This is a genomic window from Bifidobacterium vespertilionis (assembly GCF_008698145.1).
In the GTDB taxonomy this organism is placed as follows: Bacteria; Actinomycetota; Actinomycetes; order Actinomycetales; family Bifidobacteriaceae; genus Bifidobacterium; species Bifidobacterium vespertilionis.
Map to the genome: position 1 here is coordinate 38,511 of NZ_RZNZ01000011.1, position 20,165 is coordinate 58,675.

Below are 20,165 nucleotides of genomic sequence, written 5' to 3' on the forward strand. Positions count from 1 at the left end.
GAACGCACCGGGGCGAATTAGGGAGAATCCGCTCCGCTTACTTGGCGGCGGCCTCGCCGGCGTTGGCCGGGACTTCGAGCTTCTTGGCCTGGGCGATCAGGTCGTCCAGATCGGAGGCGCGCAGGGCGCCGGCCTGCTTGAAGATGATCTGGCCCTTCTTGGCGATCATCAGCGTGGGCACGGCGGAGATGCCCGCGGCGGCCGCGAGATCTTGATTCTGATCGATATCGACCTTGGCGAACACGATGTCCGGGTTCGCCTCGCTGGCGGCCTCGAACACCGGGCCGAACGCCTTGCACGGGCCGCACCAGGTGGCCCAGAAGTCGAAGAGGACCAGATCGCTGTCGTTGACGAGCTTTTCAAAATCCGCGGAGGTGATTGCGCGCGTGGCCATGGTTGTTTTCCTTACTCTTGGAATGCCTTCGTTCTTATGCCCAGCATTCCATCACCAGTGGATAACCCGCCCGTCGGGACAAGCGATTCGGCGCACGGCGAAGCATGGAGTCCTCGGGCGGTGGACAATGTCACGCATTGGTCATGCGCCCGCCGGATAATGGGACCATGCCAGTGATGAATGATGAAGTGCCCGGTCCCGACGACTTTGACGCGAACCGTCCGCGCGGAGAATTCGACAACATCACCCCGGAGGACTTTGTGCGCGGCAGCGGCCACCACAACCCGCCCGGATGGCTGGGGCCGGCGGACATCGATCGCGCCCGCCGCCAGCTGCCCATCCCGTACGTGGAGATCGTGCCGGTGCGCGTGGACGATCTGGGCCGCGTCAGCCGCGTCGGTTCGCTGCTGCGCGTGGGCGACGATGGGGACATCGAGCGCACGCTGATCACCGGTCGCGTCCTGTTCCACGAGTCCCTGCGTGAGGCGATCGCCCGTAACATCGCCAAGGATCTGGGGGACATCGCCCTGCCGGTGCTGCCGAGCAGCCTGCAGCCGTTCACCGTGGCCGAATTCTTCCCCACCCCCGGCGTGAGCGAGTTCTACGACCCGCGCCAGCATGCCATCGCCCTGTGCTACGTGGTGGCGATCGCCGGCGACTGCAAGCCGCAGGACGAGACGCTGGACGTGGAGTGGGTGGATCCGCGCAGCGACGATCTGGAGCGCTTCGTGGCGCAAATGCCCAACGGCCATGGCCGTCTGGTGCGCCAGGCGCTGGCGTGGGCCGGCGTCTGACTCGCCGCGTGCCCGCGTTGGGCGCGCTCCGGGTGCGATAGCGCGGATAGCAGCGCGGATAGCACGGATAACACGATCAAGTGCACGAAACCACAAGCAAGGACATGAATATGCGAATCCTCAACCATGTTGTGCATCAGGGCACGGGCACGCCGATCGTGCTCGTGCACGCCTTCCCGGTGGACCACCACATGTGGGACGACTGCGCGCAGGAGATTCTGCGCCAAGCGGAAACCGAAGGCCTGGAGAAGCCCACGATCTGGGCGCCGGACATGCCTGGTGCCGGCGAAGGGCCCATCCCGAGCCCGGAGGAAAGCGGCGGCGCGGCCCCGGACGGCGCGTACCCGTATGCGATGGATCGCATGGCCGACGCCTATGTTGAGCTGCTGCGTGCGGCCGGATACGATCGCGCGATCTGGGTGGGCCTGTCCATGGGCGGCTATCTGGTGCTGGACATCCATCGCCGGCATCCGGCCGCGGTGGCGGGCATCGCCCTGTGCGACACCAAGGCCGACGCGGACGGGCCCGAAGCGCACGATCGCCGTCTTCAGATCGCGCGCACGATGGAGGAGACCGGCACCCATGAGCCGGTGATGCACTTCGCCGCCGCCAACCCGATGCGCGACTCCACGGTCAAATGCTCGCACGAGTTCATCGCGCGCATGACGCAGCTGATCGAATCGCAGCATCCCGAAGGCGTGGCGTGGCGCGAGCGCATGGCCGCCGGCCGCCCGGACCTCAACGACCAGCTGCCGCTCATCAGCGTGCCCGCCGCCGTGGTCTGCGGGGACAAGGATCCCTCCAGCCCGCCGGCCGTGATGGGCCCGATCGCCGACGCGATGACCGGCACCACGGCCGCGTTCACGGTGATCGCCGACTGCGGCCACTTCTCCGCCCTGGAGCACCCGGACAAGCTGGTCCGCCCGCTGCTGGCGCTGGCCGCCCGCGTGGACACGATCGAAACAATCAAGGAGGACCGCCGCTGATGACGGGTTTCACGCCGCTTTCCCTGACCCACGCCCTGCCGTTCCTGCCCCTCGCGCAGGGAGACATCGACTATCAGGTGGATCGCCGTGGCGAGGAGGGGCTGATCGAAACCGTGCTGGCCGAGCCCACCACGCGCGTGATGCTGGTCAACGCCGGCCGGATCGCCGTGCCGCGCGGCGAGGCGGCCATGGTCAACTACGAGGCGGCCAAGATGCGTCTGGCCATGCTGCCCGGGCGCTATATGTCCGCCGAACTGGCCTCGCACCCCGGCGCGGTGGCGATCTTCCTGGGTGCGTATGGGCCGCGCGCGGACGCCGAACACGTGGTGGCCGTGGATGTGACCCGGGCGGTGCGCACGGCCGATTCGATCCCCGATGCGGCCGGTGTGGGTGCGGATGACTCCTTCGGCGCGGCTGACGGCCCGTCGCGCGGGCGGGGCGCCTCGATCATCGACCAAGCCCCGCAGCGCTTCGATTGGGTGGACCTGAGGGGCTTTGCGCCGCATGCCTCCGCGCGCGAGGCCGGTCTGGCCACCAGTGCGGCGAGCGTGAGCATGTGGCACAACGCCCAGCGGCACTGCCCCTGCTGCGGAGCCCCGGTGGCCCCGGCGCTGGGCGGTTGGGCGCAGCGCTGCACGTCCGAGGCCGACGGCAACCGCATCCTGTTCCCGCGCATCGAGCCGGCCGTGATCACCGCGATCGTGGACCGCAAGGACCGTCTGATGCTGCAGCACAACGCCGCCTGGCGCGGCGCGCTGTACTCCACATCGGCCGGATTCGTGGAGGCTGGCGAGAATCTGGAGCATGCGGCCCGTCGCGAGGCGTTCGAGGAGACCGGCGTGAAGGTGGGCGAACTGCGCTATCTGGGCTCGCAGCCGTGGCCGTTCCCGTCCTCCCTGATGGTGGCGTTCAAGGGTCAGGCCGAAACCGATGAGATCCACGTGGATGGCAAGGAGACCACCGACGCGGTGTGGGTGACGCGCGACGAGTACACGCATGCGCTGATCGCCGGCCGCATGGAGGCCCCGGGCAAGGCCACGATCGCCCGCTACATGATCGAGGAATGGCTGGGCCACGAGTTGTGAGGGCCGTGCATGCCGCGAATTGTGAGCGTTCACTGTGACGGGATTCACAGTTCAGCGCTGCGCGCAACGGCGTTCCGATCGTTCCAAAAGGCCCCAAACGGCCTCGGAAAGCCCGAATGGCAACGATTTCGCAATATACGGCGTCCGTTTTGCGGTATATAGTGGGCCCCAGACTCAAGGCTGAAGTTTGATGAGAGGATGAGGGCAATGGCCAACGCTATCAATGAGGGCTTCGATCCGGAGCGCACGGCGTACATTCCGCCGCTGCCCGCTCCCGAAACGCTGACCATGCCCGGCTCCGGCCCGGCACGCGGACATGACCACACCCGGGGCGCGGCCCATCTGGCCAGTAAGCGCCACACAGGGCTCATTGTGGCCCTGTGTGTGCTGGCGGCCGTGCTGGTCATCGCCGTGGGCGGCTTCTTCGGCGCCCGCTCCTACTTCGCGGACCGTGTGGCCCCCGGCGTCACCTTCGCGGGGGAGAGCCTTGCCGGCAAAAGTGCGGACGAGGCGCGTGCGGTGGTCGAGTCCAAGGCCGCCGATTCCCGCATCGCCGTGAGCGCGCAGGACGGCAAGACCTTCACCGCCTCGCTGGACGATCTGGGCGTGAGCGTGGACGTTGACGCGACCGTGGCCAATCTGGTGGCGGCCAAGGCCGGCGGTAGCGTGGCGGACGATCTGTCCCGCATCAACCCTTGGAGCGCGCAGGATGTGCCGCTGGTGGTCTCCACGGACAAGCTCGCGCTGTCCAACGCGCTCACCGCGCAGTTCATCGACGAAAGCGAACGCGCGGTGGCCTCCACCGTGTCCTACGGCCCCGAGACGAAGAACTTCGCGGTCACCCCCGGCAAAGAGGGCCAGTCCCCGGTTTCCAAGTCCGTCGAGGACGCCGTCGTCCAGGCGGCCGCCCACCCGGGCACCACGGTGAACGCGTCGGTCACCTACGAGACCGTGGCCATGCCGATCACCGTCCAGACCGCGCAGAAGGCCGCGGACGATGCGAACGCGCGTCTGAACGTCAAGCTCGTGGTCAACAACGGCGCCAAGAAGTCCTTCACGGTCCCCGCCGAGGAGGTGGCCAAGTGGATCGGCTTCGATGAGGATCCGGACGCTGGCACGATCGCCCTCAAGTACGACGACAAGGCCGCCGAAAGCTACCTGAACCAAGTGTTGCCGAACGAGCTCAAGCAGGACATGGTCAAGGCCTCCGTGGTCACCAACAAGGCCGGCAAGGTCATGATCACCCTGCAGGAGGGCGTTGACGGCGTGACCGTGGCCAACACGGATGATGCCGTGAGCCAGGTGGTCAACGCCCTGCACTCCGGTTCGGATGTGACCGCCACGGTGAAGACCGACGTCACCAAGTTCGAGACCGATTCGCGCGTGGTGGACTACGAGAGCCCCAACGGCGACCCGCATGTGGTGGTCAACCTGAGCGAGCAGAAGGTCTACGCGTACAAGGGCTCCACGCTCGTGAACACGTTCCTCACCTCCACCGGCAAGCTGTCCACGCCCACGGACAACGGAACGTTCTTCGTGTACATCAAGTACGAGAAGAAGACCATGCGCGGCGCCGACTACGTCACCCCCAACGTGCCGTGGTCGATCTTCTACAACCAGGGCGAGGCACTGCACGGCGCCCCGTGGAATCCGGACGGCATCGCCAAGGGCGAGCCGCGTTCCCACGGCTGCGTCAACATGAACGTGGCGGACGCCAAGTGGATGTACGACTTCCTGCCCGTCGGCGCGATGGTGCAGGTCGTGGGCACCACGCCCACTGCCGCCGTGCGCGCCCCGGCACCCGACCCCGCCGCCGATCCGGCGGCCGCTGCGCCCGTCGCCTGAGCCGCCCGTCTACTGATTGGCCCGCTGCGCGGTGCCGACCGGACGCAACCGCCCGCAAACCCGACATGGCCGCTCAAACCGACGTGTTATGGTGGACGCATGAGCGTTGAAGAAGACAAGCCCCAGAACCTGGACATCCCCGAGCATCTGGAATACTCCGAGGAGCATGTGTGGGTGGACCAGTCCGTCGACCCGGCGATCATCGGCATCACCGAATACGCGGCGGGCCAGCTGGGCGAACTCGTGTTCATCGACATGCCCGAGGTCGGCACCCGCGTGCAGGCCGGCGACGAGATCCTCGAGCTTGAATCCTCCAAGGCCGTCGAGCCGCTGATTAGCCCGGTGGCCGGCACCATCCGATACGTCAACCAGGCCGCCGCGGACGACCCGAGCGTGGTCAACAACGACCCCTACGGCGAAGGCTGGATCGTCAAGATCGAGCTGGACGACGACGAGCCCGAACTGCTGGACGCCGACGCCTACGCCGCGATGATCCGCTAGGCGAGGCGGCGCGGGACCATGTCCAATCGCGATCAGAAACGCGAGCAAAGGCCCAAGCCCATACGGGCGCGGCGCACCACCACGATCGTGGACGCCGTCTCGTGGCGCGAGCGCATCGAGAACAAGCCGATCCTCACCCGTGCGGTCCGCCGGGTGGTCACGCGCGGGTTCGGCGTGTGGTCGGCCCTCTCCACGCTGTTCACCCGCCAGCTCGGCTGGTATCCGCGCGTGGAGCCCTATGTGGGGTACGGCACCGAATCCTATTCGCGTCTCATCTGCCGTACCGTGCGCGCCCCGGAGAACGGCGAGGCCGGTGTGCTCATGCGTGGCATCCGCGGCATGCTCACCGTGCCCGCCCCGCGCACGCAGGTGCGCATCACCGTGGACCGTCGTCCGCTCGAAACCGTGCAGGTGGGCGTCTCCGAGGTGTACGACGCGGTCGATCCGTCCAAGGATCAGCCCAGCAGCTTCGCGATCTCCGACGATGCCGGCTACCTCGATCTGGTGGCCGAACACCATATGTCGCCCGGCGTGCATCAGGTGACCTACAGCGTGGAGCGCCGCCGCGACGTGGCCGCCCCGCTGTTCACCATCCCCTCCGAGGCGCAGGTGGGCATCATCTCCGACGTGGACGACACGATCATGGTCACGCAGGCCCCCACCCTGTGGAAGGCCGCGTACAACCTGCTGTTCCTGAACCCCCGCAAGCGCGCGGTGGTGCCCGGCATGAACGTGCTGTACTCCAAGATCGCGGACCTGTTCCCGGACGCCCCGTTCTTCTACCTGTCCACCTCGCCGTGGAACGTGGAGACCTCCATCCGCCATTTCATCCGCTATCAGGGTTACCCGGAGGGGCCGCTGCTGCTGCGCGACCTCGATCCGCGGCCCAAGACCTTCATCCCCACCGGCGTGCAGCACAAGCTCGAATTCGCCGAGCAGCTCATGGCCGACTTCCCGCACATGCGGTTCATCCTGATCGGCGACGACGGGCAGAAGGATCCCACCACCTACGCCACGATCGCCAAGCGGTACCCGGGGCGCGTGATCTGCATCGCCATCCGCCAGCTCACGCCGCGCGAGGCGTCGGTCATGCCCATGCAGATCGCCGGCATGACCACCACCCAGCCCATCCCGGTCACCGATGTGCCGGTGTTCATGGGTCCCACAGGCTCGAACCTCATGAGGACCATGCTGCCGTTCCTGAAGCACAACGTGTGAGCGGGGATTGTCCGTTCGGCCCCGCGCCGGTGTAGCATGGTCCCCACTATGACTGCAACGACTGCATACCGAAACGACTATCCCGCCGCGGTCCGCGAACCCAAGGACCGGTCCTTCCACGGCGACCTGTTCTCCGACCCCTATGAGTGGATGCGGGCCAAGGATGATCCGCGCACGCAGGAGTTCGTGCGCGGGCAGAACGCCTATGCCGAGGAGCGCATGAAGCCCCTTGCGGGACTGCGCGCCAAACTGTTCGACGAACTCAAGTCGCGCGTGCAGCAGACCGACATGTCCGTGCCCACGCGCGTGAACGGCTACTGGTACTTCGCCCGCACACAGGAGGGCCGCCAGTATGCCACGCAGTGCCGCATCCCGGTGGCCGGTCCGGACGACTGGACCCCGCCCGAGGTGGATCCCGAGGCCGCGCCCGGATCCATGCCCGGCGAGGAGATTGTGTTCGATGCAAACGCCGAGGCCGAAGGGCACGATTTCTTCCGGCTGGGCGGCATCGATCTGAGCCGCGACGGCCGGTGGATGCTCTACGGCGTCGACGTCAAGGGCGACGAGCGGTACGATCTCAAGATCCGGGACCTCAACACCGGGCGCGATCTGCCGGAAACGATCGAGCAGGTGTCCGCCGGCGGATGCCTGACCCCGGACGGCAAGTGGGCGTTCTACGTGAAGGTGGACGACGCCTGGCGGCCGTATGCCGTGTGGCGCCACCGCGTGGGCACCGACGCCGCCGAGGACGTGGAGGCGTGGCGCGAGGACGACGAGCGCTTCTGGGTGGGCGTGGGCATGAGCTTCGACGAGCGCAACATCGTGATCGGCACCGGCTCCAAAACCACCACCGAGGTGCTCACCCTGTCCGTGGATGATCCGACGGGCCTCTTCCAGCCGTTCATCCCGCGTCGCGAGGGCATCGAATACGATGTGAGCTTCGCGTGCTTCGAGGGCGCCGGGGACGATGGGGCGGACGTGCCCGTGGCGATCGTGTACCACAACGTCAGCAATCCGAACTTCCAGATCAACGTGATCGACATGCGCCGCCACGAGCCGCCGTATGCGCTGGACGAGGGCGTGGTCGTGGCCGCCGGATCGCCCTACGGCTGCGAGCGCGGCGGGGAGTGCTCGGGCATGCCGGTGGGCCGGCCCTACCGCAATCCGGACAATCCGGCGATTCTGGACGGGGCGAGCGGATTGGGGATCGAGGGCATCGCGATCCACCGCCACTTCGTGCTGCTGTCCTACCGCGCCGACGGTCTGCCGCATCTGGCCGTGATGACCAAGCAGGCGGCCGTGGAGGACTGGCGGGCCGGGCGTCCCTGGCGGTTCGAGGAGCTGCATCCCAGGCCGTCCGCGCCGCTGCGGAACCCCCATGCGGAGCGGCTGTATTCGATCGGCGCCGGCGGCAACCCGTCCTACGAGGCTCCTCGGCTGCGCTACTCCTTCGGCAGCTACACCCTGCCCGGCGAGCTGCACGAGTTCGATCCGGCCACCGGCGAGGACGTACTCCTCAAGCGCGTCAGGGTGTTGGGCGACTTCGACCCCGAGGACTACGTGGAGCACCGGCTGTGGATCACCGCGCGCGACGGCGAGCGGATCCCCGTGTCGCTGGTGTGGAGGCCGTCCGTGTGCCATCCGCAGATCGAGGGAAGTCCGGCGCCCATGTTCATCACCGGCTACGGCGCCTACGAGTACAGCCTCGACCCGGGTTTCTCCGTGCCGCGCCTGAGCCTGCTGGACCGCGGTGTGCTGTATGCGGTGGCGCACATCCGGGGCGGCGGCGAGATGGGCCGCGCATGGTACGAGCAGGGGCGCAGGCTCAACAAGAAGCACAGCTTCGAGGACTTCGTGGACGTCACGCGCGCGCTGGAGGAGGAAGGCTGGGCCGATCCGAAGCGCACAGTGGCCAATGGCGGATCCGCGGGCGGCCTGCTGATGGGCGCGGTGGCCAACATGGCCCCGGACCTGTACGCCGGCGTGGAGGCGGACGTGCCCTTCGTGGACGCGCTCACCTCGATCCTCAACCCTGATCTGCCGCTTACGGTGACCGAATGGGACGAGTGGGGCGACCCACTGCACGATGCCTCCGTGTACGACTACATGAAGTCCTACACACCTTACGAGAACGTGCCCACGGCCGCCGAGCGCCTGGCGCGGTTCGGGACCGATCATTTCCCGCGGATCTTCGTCACCACGTCCATGAACGACACGCGCGTGCTGTACGTGGAGCCGCTCAAGTGGATCGCGCGTCTGCAGGAGCCCGAGGTGGGCGCCGACGCGATCGTGAAGATCGAGGTGGAGGCCGGCCACGGCGGCACCAGCGGGCGGTACAAGCAGTGGGAGGAGATCTCCTACGAGAACGCCTGGTGCCTGTGGATCATGGGGCTGCGGGAGTAGCGCTGCCGTGCCCGCCGGCCGGATCGGTGTCCACTTGCTGAGCGGCATCGATCCGGCCCATGGGCGCGCGAGTAGTCTGCCGTGCTATGAGCAAGTCATACACAATCGCCGTCATCCCCGGCGACGGCATCGGCAAGGAAGTCACCCCCTGGGCCCAGGCGGCTCTTGAAAAGGCCGCCGAGGGCGAGGCATCGTTCACCTACGAGCAATTCGATCTGGGTGCCGAGCGCTATCTGCGCGACGGCGCGATCCTCCCCGAGGACGAGGAGAACCGCATCAAGGCCACCGACGCGATCCTGCTGGGCGCCGTGGGCGACCCGCGCATCAAGGCCGGCATTCTGGAGCGCGGACTGCTGCTGAAGCTGCGCTTCGATCTGGACCAGTACGTCAACCTGCGCCCGTCCAAGCTGTACAAGGGCGTCACCTCCCCGCTCGCCAACCCGGGCGACATCGACTTCGTGGTGGTCCGCGAGGGCACCGAGGGCCTGTACTGCGGCGCCGGCGGTGCGGTCCGCCGCGACACCCCCAACGAGGTGGCCACCGAGGTGTCCATCAACACCGCGTACGGCGTGGAGCGCGTGGTCCGCTACGCTTTCCAGCTGGCCATGAAGCGCCGCAAGCATGTCACGCTGGTGCACAAGAAGAACGTGCTCATCAACGCCGGCGACATGTGGCAGCGCATCGTGGACCGCGTGGGCGAGGAGTTCCCCGAGGTCACGCACGACTACTCCCACATCGACGCGGCCACCATCTACCTGGTCTCCGACCCGTCGCGCTTCGACGTGATCCTCACGGACAACCTCTTCGGTGACATCCTGACCGACGAGGCAGGCGCCGTGGTGGGCGGCGTGGGCTACTCCGCGTCCGGCTGCATCAACGCCTCCAACGAGTTCCCGTCCATGTTCGAGCCGATCCACGGTTCCGCCCCGGACATCGCCGGCAAGGGCATCGCGAACCCCACGGCCGCGATCCTCTCCGCCGCCATGCTGCTGCGCCACCTCGGCTTCGATGCGGCCGCCGCGAAGATCGACGCGGCCGTCGAGGCGGACATCGAGGAGCTGGGCTCCACCACGCGCACCACCGAGCAGGTGGGCAAGGACATTCTGGCCCGCATCTGACCTGCATTCGGTCTGGGCTCGGCGTGCGGATCTTACGGAACGGACACCGGTCGTGGCATCCCCGTGGCTTGGTGTCCGTTTTCATATCGGCACGGGTTTGGTCCGGTTTCGTCGGTCCGGCTTGGTGGCCCGGGCTTGGCGGTCTGGTTTCAGAGTCCTTTCTGTAAATCCGTTACAGAACGTGCGTCTGAGAGGGTCTTTCGCAGTCGCTTCTGTAACGGATTTACAAAACGTGCCGATTGGAGGGGTCTTCGAGGTGCGTTCTGTAAATCCGTTACAGAATGTGCGCCGGAGAGACGCCCGGGATGCCCGTTTTGTAACGCCGTTACGGAACGTGCCGATTGACGTGGCCTTCGAGGTGCTCATTATGCGTCTTGGAAATCCAGAGTGAACGGATCGGATGTGCGGGTTCTGCATGGCGTTCTGCATTGAGTCCGTCGGCCATCGGATTTGCTCATTCTGATTCCGGTTCTGCACAGAGTGAGCAAGTTTGCTGTCTTGCGGTCGATTTCTGGCTGTAGGACATCGGATTTGCTCATTCTGGCCTCGTGGATTCGTAGAGTGAGCGGATCGCTGAGCGAATCGGCGGTATGGTGGGAGCAATGGTCGGAATCAGATGATCGGGGGAGTGATGGCTGACATACGGTGTGACGGGCGCGATGGTCGCAATGGGCATGATGCCGACGGTGGTTGGCGTCGCGGCGAGTGCAAGATGCCAGGCGGCAAGCTGGTGGCGGTCGGCATCGGCCCCGCGGCGGATGGGGACGATGGTACGGTCAAGGCCCGGATCGACGGGGATTTTTTCGTGGAGGGCGATGCGTCGGCCGCGCGCGGGCTGCTGCATGAGTTGGAGCGTGCGATCGTCGCGTATGCGGGGGAGTCGCAGGGAGTGCCCGCTGATCCCGTCGTCGCGTCCTGTGCGGGGTCCGCGGCCAAGGCAATGTCTGATTTGTCCGATCGGCTGGCTGCGGTGATGGGCCGATGGCCGGAGGTGACGATGGTCGGCGCGAACGCCCGCACGATCGCCACGGCGGCTTTGCGCGCGATGGGCGCCGATGTGGCGGTTGCGTCTTCGCCCGCTCCGCAGCCCATGGCCGATCGGCAGGCCGCGGCAGGCCGGAAAATCGTGGCCGGTCAGTCCATGCCTAACCAGACCGCATCCGCCCCGCAACTGCCCGGTCTGATCGTGCTCAGGGACGTGCCGCGTGAGCCCGCCATGCAGTTGGCCCTGGATCAGGCGTGCGCGGAGGCCGTGGCCGCCGGTCGCATGGGGCCGATCATCCGGCTGTGGCAATGGGATCGGCCGGCCGTGGTGATTGGACGGTTCCAGTCGCTCGCCAACGAGGTGGATCTCGATCAGGCCGCGGCGGAGGGCGTGACGGTCGTGCGGCGCATCACCGGCGGCGGCGCGATGTTCGCCGAGCCGGAATCGGTGATCACCTACTCGCTCGTCGCGCCGCTTGACGTCGTGGCCGGCGTGGGAATCGGCGAATCGTACCATCGTTGCGATCAGTGGGTGCTGGATGCGCTGCTGTCACTCGGAATCGAGGCGCGGTACCAGCCGATCAACGACATCGCATCGCCCTTGGGCAAGATCGGCGGGGCTGCCCAGCGGCGATTCCCGCCCGTGGGCTCGGCCGATGCCTCAGGGGCCGCGCGCACCGCGCAGACCGCGCAAGCTCCCGGTGCCGTGCTGCACCACACGATGCTGTCGTACAACATCGACGCGGCCAAGATGACGCGGATCCTGCGGATTTCCCGGGAGAAGATGTCCGACAAGGCCGTCAAGTCGGCCGCCAAGCGCGTCGATCCGCTGCGCTCGCAGACCGGTCTGGCGCGCGCGCAGGTGATCGACCGCATGATCGGCGTGCTCACGGATCCGGCGGGACCGTACCGCGCGCGGCTGTGCGAGCCTGGACCGACGGAGAAGGCAAGCGGCGCGGTCGGTCCGGGCAATGCGGCGGGTCTGGACAGTGTGGTCGGTCTGGATAGGGCGATCCCCCCGCAGGTGATCGCCCGTGCCGAAGAGCTGGCCCGGGACCGGTTCTCCACGCCGGAATGGACCGCGATCATCCCGTAGCCTGGCTGGCCGCGGTCGGATTCCGTCATCCTGTACAGAGCGCATGCCCGGGACGACGCCTGTGTCTCAAGTCGCATCCAAATCCGGAATTGGATGTGATTTCGGACGCGCTGAATGCCTCTGTGTCTGCCTCTGTGTCTCAAGTCGCATCCATTCCCATGATTGGTGGTGATTTGAGACGCAGTTGCCCCTCCCCGCGTCTCAAGTCGCCACCGAAATGGGAAGTGGTGGTGATTTGAGACGCGGTTCGGCTTTCCTGTGTCTCAAACCACCTCCAATTCCGAAAACGGGTGCGAAACGAGACGCAGGAAGAGCCACCTGTGTCTCAAACCGCTGCCGAATCCGACAATGGATGCGATTTGAGACACGGGACATTATGGGGCACGGGACATTATGGGGCACGGGACGCCGGGGCACAGGATGCCGTAGCGCACAGGATGCCGTAGCGCACGGGACGTCGAAGGGCGCGGGGCGTCGTAGGGCACGGCACCGCCGGATGCGGATGGGACGATCCGCCCCCTGAGTCGCAATGGCAGGATACAATGTCTTCCCGTATTTAAGGTCGAGGAAGCCACGATCGCATGGAGGTGGGGATGAGCGCAAGCAGCCCGGATGAGGTTCCGAACGAGATGCCGGACGCGGACAACGCCCTGCTCCAGACCGCGCTGTTCAAGCAGGTCTCGCCGGAGGAGGCCGCGCAGCTCATTCCCCATCTGAGGCGCTGGTCGCTCAACAAGGGCGGCACCATCTTCCGCGAGGGCGATGTGGACCACCGCATGTACATCCTCGAAAACGGCCGGGTCAAGCTCACCCGCACGTCCGACGACCATCGCGTGCAGCTGCTGAGCATCCACGGGCACGGCGAGATTCTGGGCGAGATCCCGGTGTTCGATCCCCACGGCGGTCCGCGCACGGCCAATGCGGTGGCCATGACCAACAACACCGTGGTCGTCTCCCTGGAGCACGATGATCTGTTCGCGTGGCTGGACGAGCATCCCCGCGTGGCCGTGGACATGCTGCAGGTGCTGGCCGGCCGCATGCGCGCCAACAACGAGCGCATCTCCGATCTGGTGTTCATGGACGTGCCCGCCCGCCTTGCCAAGACGCTGCTGGATCTGGCCCGGCGGTTCGGCGAGCCGATGGAGGCCGGTCTGATGGTCCCGCACGATCTGACGCAGGAGGAGCTCGCCCAGTTGGTGGGCGCCTCGCGCGAGACCGTGAACAAGGCGCTGATGGACTTCGACAACCGCGGGTGGATCGCGCGCAAGGGCCGTTCGATCATCATCTTCCAGCCGGGCATGCTCATCCGCCGCTCCAAGCGGTAGCCGGGTGGCGACCGGGGCGGGCCGGGGCAGTCCGGTCAGACGGGCCGCGGACGGATCGGCAAACCCCTCCATCCAGCCGGTTTTCGGCGGGTTCCCAGCGAGTGGAGCTATGGTGATCGTTTGGATCCGAAGCCCGTCCACCGGTAGAGGCGGGCCCTTAGAATGGGCAGCATGCCTGAGAAGAAATCGATATCCGTCAAGCGCGTGTTCACGCTGCTGCTGGCGTACATCATGTTTTGCGGGGCCGGCGGCGTGGTGATGACCGGCTTCCTGCTGCCCGCCGTATTCGGCGCCAACGCCGTGATCAAGACCGTGGCCCCGTCGCTCAAGGCGGAGGGCATCGATTTCTCCATCGCGGATCTGCCGCAGGCCTCCACGCTGTATGCGGCGGACAACAGCAAGATCACGTCGTTCTACACGCAGAACCGCATCGTGGTGCCGCTGAGCGAGGTTTCGGACATCATGAAGAAGGCCATGGTCGCCAGCGAGGACCGCCGCTTCTTCCAGCATTCCGGCGTGGACATCCAGGGCGTCATGCGCGCGTTCGTGCAGACATACATCAAATCGGGCGGCGGCACCCAGGGCGGTTCGTCGCTCACCCAGCAGTACGTGAAGAACGTGCTGCTCTCCCAGGCCGAATCGGATGACGATCCGATCGCCGCGTATCACGCCACCGAGGACACCATCGCCCGCAAGCTGCGCGAGATGCTGATCGCCGTGCAGATCGAGAAGGAATACTCCAAGGCGGAGATTTTGCAGGGATACCTCAACATCGCCCAGTTCGGCACGCGCAACCTGTACGGCGTGGAATCCGCGGCCCGTCGCTACTTCAACAAGAGCGCCAAGGACCTCAACCTGGTCGAGGCCGCCACCATCACGCCCATCACCCAGAACCCGGCCAAGTACGATCCCTCCATCGAGGCGAACCAGCCGGAGGCGCAGAGGCAGCGCAATCTGGTGCTGGACATCATGCTTCAGGAGGGCTACATCACCCAGCAGGAGCATGACGAGGCCTTCAACACCCCCATCAAGGACACCCTGCACATCACATCCGTGGCCCAGGGCTGCATGGCGGCCGGCGATGCGGCGTTCTTCTGCACCTACGTGGTCAAGCAGATCGAAAACTCGCCCGAATTCGGCGAAACCAAGGAGGAGCGCCAGAAGCTGCTCAACGCCGGTGGTCTGGAGATCCACACCACGCTGGACGTGAATGCCAACAACGCGGCCATGAATGCGGCCAAGGAGGGCATCCCGGTCAACGACCCCAGCCAGTTCGAGATGATCATCGCGGCCATCCGCCCGGGCACCGGCGAGGTGCTCGGCTTCGGCATCAACCGCACATACGACGCCACCAGCGCCGCGGCCTCCGATCCCACGCGCACGGCCGTCAACTACGCGGTGGATCAGAAGGACGGCGGCGGCACCGGCTTCTCCGTGGGCTCCACCTGGAAGCCCATCAACCTGGTCGCATGGATGCGCGCGGGTCGTTCCATCAACGAGGTCCTGCCCGCGGCCAACAGCGTGAACGAGCGCACGGACATCCCCGACTACAAGGCCAACGTCACGTGGACCGTGAGCAATTCGGGCCGCGCCGGCACGGCCGAATCCCCGCTCATGGGTCTGGTCAACTCGCACAACACCACGCAGGCGGCCATGCTCAAGGTGATCGGTCTGACCCCGATCCTCAATGCCGCGGCGGACATGGGCTATCACAGCGCCGCCATCGCGGACGAGGGCAAGAGCCTGCTTGAGCAGAAGACCCTGTACAACCCGCCCATGGTGATCGGTACCGGCGTCTCCGCCTCCCCGCTGACCATGGCGAACGTGTACGCCACGATCGCGGCCAACGGCGTGCAGTGCACCCCGATCGCGCTGACCAAGGTGGTGGACCGCAACGGCAAGGACATCCCCGTGCCGAGCGCCAACTGCCATCAGGCCATCGACCCGGAGATCGCGCAGACCGTGGCCTACGCCATGAATCAGGGCGTGGTCACCCCGTCCGGCGCCGCGCACACCGCGCAGCTGGCCAACGGCCGCAAGACGTTCGCCAAGACCGGTACGAACGAGAACGAGTATCTGGTCACCGCCGGCTTCACCCCGGAGGTGGCCGCGTTCGCGATCGCCGGCAACGCGGAGGGTTACACCAAGGAGTACGACAAGAAGACCGGCACCTGGACGACCACCAACGGCTTCACGAACCGCACCATCAACGGCGTGTTCCACGACACCTGGTTCGGCTACCAGCTGGTCACCCCGGTGTGGGTGAACTTCATGAACACCTACCTTGACGCCGCGGGCATCCCCGCCAACAACGACTACGGCACCCCGTCCTCGAAGTACACGGCGGTTCTGAACTCCGCCGGCACGTCCAAGTCGGATGGGACCGCAACCGACGCGGGCGGCGACGCCTCGAACCAGTCCGGCACCACGGGGCAGAACGGCACCACGAACCGGTCCGAAACCACGAACCAGGGCAACGGCAACAACACCGGCGCCACCTCCACGCCGGCGCCGACCGCCACGCAGCAGGCCCAGCAGCAAACGCAGCAGCAGAACCAGCAGCAGGGCGCCCAGAACAACAACGCCGGTCAGGAGAACGCCGGACAGCAGCAGAGCGGCCAGTAGCGTCACCCGGCCGGCAGCCGGCCCCTAATGCGCGAACCCTCACGAGCCATACACACATGGCCGTGGGGGTTCGCCTGTTGTTCACCTACAATGAAAGGGCGTACGGCCGTCAAGGTGGCGGCCGGTCGGCTTCGAGAGGGGGATGCGTCGATGGCACAGCCTGAATACGACGATATGGACATGACCGGCTTCGATATGAGGGGATTCACCGTGGCGGACAAGACGTCGGCCTACGACAGGGATGATGATGAGGACGATCCGGTCATCCCGAACGTTCTGACCGGTCAGGGGGCCACATCCGCGGCTCAGGCCTCCGATGGCGCTTCCGCCGCTGGCGCCGATGATGACACGGCCGACGCCGAGTCCGTCGCATCCGCCGCGCCCAGTCCGAAGAAACCCTCGCGCAAGGGACTGTTCAAGTCGTCCAAGAACGCCACGAAGGCCGAAGCGCCCGCGCTGTTCAGCCCGATCGCGCTGCGCGGCGCCACCGCCCGCAACCGCATCTGGCTGCCGCCCATGGATACGTATTCGGCGTTCGCGCGCGACGGCAAGCCCACGCCCTTCCACTACCAGCACTATGTCTCCCGCGCGATGGGCGGCTTCGGCCTGGTGTGCTTCGAGGCCACCGCGGTCACGCCGGATGGCCGCATTTCACCGTGCGATCTGGGTCTGTGGGACGACGATCAGATCGAGGCGTACCGTTGGATCGTGCAGGGCGTCAAGGATGCCGGCGCGGTGGCCGCCATCCAGCTCAACCATGCCGGGCGCAAGGGGTCCACCGGCTGCTTCGCCACCGGCTTCGAGGGCGAAAGCGTGCCGCAGGATCAGGGCGGCTGGCCCACGGTGGCTCCCAGTCCCATCGCCTTCGACAACTTCGCCGCGCCCCGCGAACTGACTGTGGATGAGATCCACGGCATTGTGGGTGCCTTCCGCGCGGCCGCCGTGCGCGCGGTGAACGCAGGATTCGACGTGATCGAGATCCACGCGGCCCACGGCTACCTGCTGAGCGAATTCCTCGACCCGCTCACCAACACCCGCACCGACGAGTACGGCGGCAGCCTCGAGAACCGCATGCGCATGCTCGTCGAGGTGGTGGACGCCGTGCGCGCGGCCGTGGCCCCGTCCGTCGCGCTGTTCGTGCGCGTCTCCGCCACCGACTGGGCGGCCGGCGGCTGGGATCTGAACCAGACGATCGAAACCGCGCGCGTGCTCAAGGTGCACGGCGTGGATCTGGTGGATGTCTCCACCGGCGGCATCCTGCCGGGCGTGGCCATTCCGGCCAAGCCGAACTATCAGGTGCCGTTCTCCGAGCAGATTCGTCTCAAGGCCCTGGTGCCCACCACCGCGGTGGGGCTCATCACCAAGCCGAAGCAGGCCGATCGGATCGTGCGCCGGGGCGAGGCCGACGCCGTGCAGATCGGACGGGCCGCGCTGCGCGATCCGTACTGGCCGCTGCGCGCCGCCGACAAGCTCGGCCTCAAGACATCCGAGGCGCCCTACCAGCCGCAGTACATCCGTGGCGCGTACTGACCCTTCGCGTGTAGGCGCTTCGTCATCCTGAGCGCCCTTCTCCGTCATCCTGAGCGGAGCATAGCGGAGTCGAAGGATCCTTAACTTTGTGTGGGGAATTAAGGATCCTTCGACTCCGCCCTAACGGGCTCCGCTCAGGATGACGGGAGAGCACCGAATCACGCGCTTCGCTCAGGATGACGAGGAGGCATGTTCAGCGCTCAGGATGACGCGGGCCCTCCCGACCATTCGCTGGCGCTTCGCCGCATGCGGTGAGACAATGGAACGCATGAGCTACGTTTCCGAGAACTTCTGGCACGACGCCGTGAACAAGGCCACCACCGATCTGTTCACCTTCGGGTATAAGCACGTCATCAAGCCGCATTTCGTCTTCAACCACACGCCCGATGTGGCGCACGACCAGATGATCGAGTTCTGCCGCGTCACCAAGAACATTCCGCCGCTGATGTGGCTGGAGCGCGAGATGCTCAACTACACGGACCCGATTCTGGAGACCAATGTGATGGGCGTGCGGTTCAACAACCCGTTTGGCCTGTCCGCCGGCCTGGACAAGAACTGCGACATGCCGGTCCTGCTGGACAACGCCGGCTTCGGCTTCGAAACCGTGGGCTCCACCACCGCGCGCGTCTGCCCGGGCAATCCCAAGCCGTGGTTCCATCGTCTGCCCGAATACGATTCGATGATGGTGCACGTGGGTCTGGCCAATGACGGCTCGGACAAGGTGATCCCGCGTGCCGAGGAGGCTTGGCGCAAGTCGCACGGCATGCAGATCTCCGTGTCGATCGCGCGCACCAACGACCAGTACTGCGGCGATCTGGACGAGGGCATCGAGGACTACTGCATCTCCATGCGCCGCGCGGCCGGCCGCACCGCGATGATCGAGGTCAACGTCTCCTGCCCGAACACCCATGTGGGCGAGCCGTTCACCTCCAGCCCGGAGAATCTGGACAAGCTGTTCACCGAACTGGACAAAATCGAACATCCGCAGCCGGTGCTGGTGAAGATGCCGCTCAACAAGACCTGGCCCGAGTTCCGCGACCTGCTTGAGGTGCTGGCGGACCATCGCGTGGACGGCGTGTCGATCGCCAACCTGCAGAAGGACCGCACGGGCCTACAGATCCCGCGCGAATGGGAGGGTGGCCTGTCCGGCGGCCCCACGTACCGCGCCAGCAATGCGATCGTCGCCAATACGTACCGCGATTTCGGCGACCGCTTCGCCATCGCGGGCATCGGCGGCGTGTTCACGCCCCGCCAGGCGTACGCCAAGATCCGCTCCGGCGCCAGCTTGGTCATGTTCATCAGCTCGCTCATGTACCGCGGTCCCCAGCAGATCACCGTGCTCAAGCGCGGTCTGGCCGATCTGCTGCGTCGCGACGGCTTCGATTCGGTGTCCGAGGCCGTGGGTGTGGACGTGGACTGAGTCGCGCGCCGCATCCGCCGTCGGCGATTGCTACAGTATGTGCCAGAAAGGGGGATTCATGTCCGAAGGGACCCGCACGCTGATCGTCATGCCCACCTACAACGAGGTGGCGAACCTCAAGCCCACGCTGTCCGGCATCTTCGCCTATGCGCCTGAAGTCGAGGTGCTGGTGGTGGACGACAATTCGCCGGACGGCACCGGCCGCCTCGCCGCGTTCATGGGGCAGGGGGACCATCGCATCCATGTGCTGCACCGCGAGGCCAAGAACGGCCTGGGTCCGGCGTATCTGGCCGGCTTCCAGTGGGCGCTGGAGCGCGGATACGATCTGATCTGCGAAATGGACATGGACGGCTCTCACCGGCCGGAGGACTTCCGCCGCATGCTGGATGTGGCCATCACGAACCCGGAGGTCGATCTGGTGATCGGCTCCCGCCGCGTGCCCGGCGGCCATACGGTCAACTGGCCGTGGATTCGCGATGCGATCTCCCGCGGCGGCTCGTGGTACGCGCGCACGATGCTCGGACTGCCCATCCACGACATGACCGCCGGCTTCCGCATCTACCGCGCGCCCATGCTGGCGAGGCTGGGGCTCGATCGCGTGGAGGCCAACGGATACGTGTTCCAGGTGGACATGACCCGTCGCGTGGCGGCAGCTGGCGGCGTGATCCGCGAGGTGCCGATCGTGTTCGTGGAGCGTGTGCGCGGCAATTCCAAGATGAGCTCGCGCATCGTGGTGGAGGCCATGGCGATGGTCACGAAATGGGGTCTTGAGCGCCTGTCTCGCCGTCACGCTTCGTGACACGAAACGCTCATTCTCGTTTTGTTATATGAGCGGATGTGT

At 66.2% G+C, this 20,165-nt stretch carries 16 protein-coding genes; 14 read left to right on the top strand and 2 right to left on the bottom strand.

What is annotated here, in order from left to right; translation table 11 throughout:
- Positions 1 to 37: 37 nt before the first annotated feature.
- Positions 38 to 394 (bottom strand): thioredoxin, encoded by a 357-nt coding sequence (gene trxA / locus EMO90_RS08390; protein WP_150354129.1) that lies wholly within the window; start codon positions 392 to 394, stop codon positions 38 to 40.
- A gap of 167 nt (positions 395 to 561) precedes the next feature.
- Between trxA and EMO90_RS08395 the strand changes: the two genes are divergently transcribed.
- The 8 genes from EMO90_RS08395 to EMO90_RS08430 all read left to right on the top strand — a co-directional run bounded on the left by EMO90_RS08395 (position 562) and on the right by EMO90_RS08430 (position 10,344).
- Positions 562 to 1,188, top strand: a complete 627-nt coding sequence (locus EMO90_RS08395) for an NUDIX hydrolase family protein (RefSeq protein ID WP_150354130.1) — start codon at positions 562 to 564, stop codon at positions 1,186 to 1,188.
- A gap of 104 nt (positions 1,189 to 1,292) precedes the next feature.
- Positions 1,293 to 2,174: an alpha/beta fold hydrolase gene (locus EMO90_RS08400; protein WP_395953114.1), complete on the top strand. Its 882-nt coding sequence runs from the start codon at positions 1,293 to 1,295 to the stop codon at positions 2,172 to 2,174.
- Positions 2,174 to 3,259 carry an NAD(+) diphosphatase gene (gene nudC / locus EMO90_RS08405; protein ID WP_150354132.1) on the top strand — a complete coding sequence of 362 codons (1,086 nt, stop codon included), beginning with the start codon at positions 2,174 to 2,176 and terminating at the stop codon, positions 3,257 to 3,259. The genes EMO90_RS08400 and nudC overlap by 1 nt, the downstream gene beginning before the upstream one ends.
- 207 nt (positions 3,260 to 3,466) lie before the next feature.
- Positions 3,467 to 5,104: a L,D-transpeptidase gene (locus EMO90_RS08410; protein WP_190972011.1), complete on the top strand. Its 1,638-nt coding sequence runs from the start codon at positions 3,467 to 3,469 to the stop codon at positions 5,102 to 5,104.
- A 99-nt stretch (positions 5,105 to 5,203) separates the two neighbouring features.
- Positions 5,204 to 5,605 (top strand): glycine cleavage system protein GcvH, encoded by a 402-nt coding sequence (gene gcvH / locus EMO90_RS08415; protein ID WP_150354134.1) that lies wholly within the window; start codon positions 5,204 to 5,206, stop codon positions 5,603 to 5,605.
- An 18-nt stretch (positions 5,606 to 5,623) separates the two neighbouring features.
- Positions 5,624 to 6,823 (top strand): App1 family protein, encoded by a 1,200-nt coding sequence (locus EMO90_RS08420; RefSeq protein WP_150354135.1) that lies wholly within the window; start codon positions 5,624 to 5,626, stop codon positions 6,821 to 6,823.
- A 48-nt stretch (positions 6,824 to 6,871) separates the two neighbouring features.
- Positions 6,872 to 9,226, top strand: coding sequence for a S9 family peptidase (locus EMO90_RS08425; protein WP_150354136.1), 2,355 nt, complete (start codon positions 6,872 to 6,874; stop codon positions 9,224 to 9,226).
- Positions 9,227 to 9,312: 86 nt separating this feature from the next.
- Positions 9,313 to 10,344 (top strand): 3-isopropylmalate dehydrogenase, encoded by a 1,032-nt coding sequence (locus tag EMO90_RS08430; RefSeq protein WP_150354137.1) that lies wholly within the window; start codon positions 9,313 to 9,315, stop codon positions 10,342 to 10,344.
- Between the two features lie 535 nt (positions 10,345 to 10,879).
- Here EMO90_RS08430 and EMO90_RS12465 read toward each other — a convergent pair.
- Positions 10,880 to 11,188, bottom strand: a complete 309-nt coding sequence (locus tag EMO90_RS12465) for a hypothetical protein (RefSeq protein ID WP_223849769.1) — start codon at positions 11,186 to 11,188, stop codon at positions 10,880 to 10,882.
- 96 nt (positions 11,189 to 11,284) lie between these two features.
- Between EMO90_RS12465 and EMO90_RS08435 the strand changes: the two genes are divergently transcribed.
- The 6 genes from EMO90_RS08435 (at position 11,285) to EMO90_RS08460 (ending at position 20,123) form a co-directional block, all read left to right on the top strand.
- On the top strand, positions 11,285 to 12,424 hold the full coding sequence (locus EMO90_RS08435; RefSeq protein WP_317909000.1) for a lipoate--protein ligase family protein: 1,140 nt from the start codon (positions 11,285 to 11,287) through the stop codon (positions 12,422 to 12,424).
- Positions 12,425 to 13,017: 593 nt separating this feature from the next.
- A complete protein-coding gene (locus EMO90_RS08440) occupies positions 13,018 to 13,749 on the top strand; it encodes a Crp/Fnr family transcriptional regulator (RefSeq protein ID WP_150354138.1) in 732 nt (243 codons plus the stop codon).
- A 171-nt stretch (positions 13,750 to 13,920) separates the two neighbouring features.
- Positions 13,921 to 16,374 (top strand): transglycosylase domain-containing protein, encoded by a 2,454-nt coding sequence (locus EMO90_RS08445; RefSeq protein ID WP_150354139.1) that lies wholly within the window; start codon positions 13,921 to 13,923, stop codon positions 16,372 to 16,374.
- A 150-nt stretch (positions 16,375 to 16,524) separates the two neighbouring features.
- Positions 16,525 to 17,904, top strand: coding sequence for an NADH:flavin oxidoreductase/NADH oxidase (locus EMO90_RS08450; protein ID WP_223849761.1), 1,380 nt, complete (start codon positions 16,525 to 16,527; stop codon positions 17,902 to 17,904).
- A gap of 268 nt (positions 17,905 to 18,172) precedes the next feature.
- The gene (locus tag EMO90_RS08455) at positions 18,173 to 19,324 is read left to right on the top strand and encodes a quinone-dependent dihydroorotate dehydrogenase (RefSeq protein WP_150354140.1); all 1,152 of its coding nucleotides are present in this window, start codon (positions 18,173 to 18,175) and stop codon (positions 19,322 to 19,324) included.
- A 58-nt stretch (positions 19,325 to 19,382) separates the two neighbouring features.
- Entirely contained in the window at positions 19,383 to 20,123 is a 741-nt protein-coding gene (locus tag EMO90_RS08460) for a polyprenol monophosphomannose synthase (RefSeq protein ID WP_150354141.1), read from the top strand.
- Positions 20,124 to 20,165 lie beyond the last annotated feature (42 nt).

Coding starts and splice junctions, on each gene's coding strand:
- trxA (WP_150354129.1), bottom strand. CDS start 394: ATGGCCACGCGCGCAATCACCTCCGCGGATTTTGAAAAGCTCGTCAAC.
- EMO90_RS08395 (WP_150354130.1), top strand. CDS start 562: ATGCCAGTGATGAATGATGAAGTGCCCGGTCCCGACGACTTTGACGCG.
- EMO90_RS08400 (WP_395953114.1), top strand. CDS start 1,293: ATGAATATGCGAATCCTCAACCATGTTGTGCATCAGGGCACGGGCACG.
- nudC (WP_150354132.1), top strand. CDS start 2,174: ATGACGGGTTTCACGCCGCTTTCCCTGACCCACGCCCTGCCGTTCCTG.
- EMO90_RS08410 (WP_190972011.1), top strand. CDS start 3,467: ATGGCCAACGCTATCAATGAGGGCTTCGATCCGGAGCGCACGGCGTAC.
- gcvH (WP_150354134.1), top strand. CDS start 5,204: ATGAGCGTTGAAGAAGACAAGCCCCAGAACCTGGACATCCCCGAGCAT.
- EMO90_RS08420 (WP_150354135.1), top strand. CDS start 5,624: ATGTCCAATCGCGATCAGAAACGCGAGCAAAGGCCCAAGCCCATACGG.
- EMO90_RS08425 (WP_150354136.1), top strand. CDS start 6,872: ATGACTGCAACGACTGCATACCGAAACGACTATCCCGCCGCGGTCCGC.
- EMO90_RS08430 (WP_150354137.1), top strand. CDS start 9,313: ATGAGCAAGTCATACACAATCGCCGTCATCCCCGGCGACGGCATCGGC.
- EMO90_RS12465 (WP_223849769.1), bottom strand. CDS start 11,188: ATGCAGCAGCCCGCGCGCGGCCGACGCATCGCCCTCCACGAAAAAATC.
- EMO90_RS08435 (WP_317909000.1), top strand. CDS start 11,285: ATGTCTGATTTGTCCGATCGGCTGGCTGCGGTGATGGGCCGATGGCCG.
- EMO90_RS08440 (WP_150354138.1), top strand. CDS start 13,018: ATGAGCGCAAGCAGCCCGGATGAGGTTCCGAACGAGATGCCGGACGCG.
- EMO90_RS08445 (WP_150354139.1), top strand. CDS start 13,921: ATGCCTGAGAAGAAATCGATATCCGTCAAGCGCGTGTTCACGCTGCTG.
- EMO90_RS08450 (WP_223849761.1), top strand. CDS start 16,525: ATGGCACAGCCTGAATACGACGATATGGACATGACCGGCTTCGATATG.
- EMO90_RS08455 (WP_150354140.1), top strand. CDS start 18,173: ATGAGCTACGTTTCCGAGAACTTCTGGCACGACGCCGTGAACAAGGCC.
- EMO90_RS08460 (WP_150354141.1), top strand. CDS start 19,383: ATGTCCGAAGGGACCCGCACGCTGATCGTCATGCCCACCTACAACGAG.